1 protein-coding gene is annotated in these 1,383 nt (G+C 50.8%); it reads left to right on the forward strand.

The window, feature by feature from the left end; genetic code table 11:
• Complete coding sequence (locus JSN25_RS05565) at positions 1 to 1,383, forward strand: glycoside hydrolase family 1 protein (protein ID WP_204525514.1); 1,383 nt, start codon at positions 1 to 3, stop codon at positions 1,381 to 1,383.

The following is a 1,383-nucleotide window of genomic DNA, read 5'->3' on the forward strand; positions in this document are numbered from 1 at the left end:
ATGCGATACCGTTTTCCTGAAAACTTCTGGTGGGGCAGTGCCTGCTCGGCGCTACAAACCGAAGGCGATAGCCTGAACGGCGGTAAAAGCCCGACCACGTGGGATGTGTGGTTCGACCGCCAGCCAGGTCGTTTCCATCAGGGGGTTGGCCCGGCGAACACCTCGGGCTTTTATCAGCACTGGAAACAGGATATCGCACTGCTCAAACAGCTGAAACACAATAGCTTCCGTACATCTCTGAGCTGGTCACGCCTGATCCCGGACGGCACCGGTGAGGTTAATCCTGAGGCCGTCGATTTTTATAATAACGTCATCGACGAGCTGCTGGCGCAAGGCATAACGCCATTTATCACCCTGTTCCACTTCGACATGCCGATGGTGATGCAGGAAAAAGGCGGCTGGGAAAACCGTGAAGTGGTTGAGGCGTTTGGCCGCTACGCACAGACGTGTTTCAAATTGTTCGGCAACCGCATTAAGCACTGGTTCACCTTCAACGAGCCGATTGTTCCTGTAGAAGGCGGTTATTTGTATGACTTCCATTATCCTAACGTGGTGGATTTCAAACGTGCCGCCACTGTGGCGTACCATACCGTGCTGGCGCATGCGACGGCGGTGCGGGCGTATCGTGATGCAAACCATGACGGTGAAATTGGCGTAGTGCTGAATTTAACGCCTTCGTATCCGCGCTCGCAGCATCCGGCAGATGTCAAAGCCGCACACCATGCGGATCTGCTGTTTAATCGCAGCTTCCTCGACCCGGTACTGAAAGGGGAATATCCGGCGGATCTGGTGGCATTGCTGAAAGAGTACGATCAGCTTCCGGCCTGCCAGCCAGGCGATGCGCAGTTGATCGCCGACGGCAAAATCGACCTGCTGGGGATTAACTATTACCAGCCGCGTCGTGTGAAATGTCGCGATACGGCAGTCAATCCTAATGCGCCGTTTATGCCGGAGTGGCTGTTTGATTACTATGAAATGCCGGGACGTAAAATGAACCCTTACCGCGGCTGGGAAATTTATGAGCCGGGTATTTACGATATTATTACCAATCTTCGCGATAATTACGGTAACCCACGCTGCTTTATTTCAGAAAACGGTATGGGTGTAGAAAACGAACAGCGCTTTATTCAGGAAGGACAAGTTAACGATAGCTACCGTATTGAATTTGTTACTGAGCATCTGAAATGGCTACATAAAGGCATTAGCGAAGGCTGTCATTGTCTTGGCTACCATATGTGGACCTTTATTGATAACTGGTCATGGCTCAACGGCTATAAAAACCGCTACGGTTTTGTCCAATTGGATTTAGAAACACAAAAACGTACAGTGAAAAAGAGCGGCGAATGGTTTGCCCATACCGCCGAAAATAATGGTTTTGATTGA

The sequence above is a fragment of the Citrobacter cronae genome, assembly GCF_016893685.1.
GTDB lineage: Bacteria > Pseudomonadota > Gammaproteobacteria > Enterobacterales > Enterobacteriaceae > Citrobacter > Citrobacter werkmanii.

Excerpts from the sequence above, each read along its gene's own strand:
- JSN25_RS05565 (WP_204525514.1), top strand. The coding sequence starts at position 1 with ATGCGATACCGTTTTCCTGAAAACTTCTGGTGGGGCAGTGCCTGCTCG.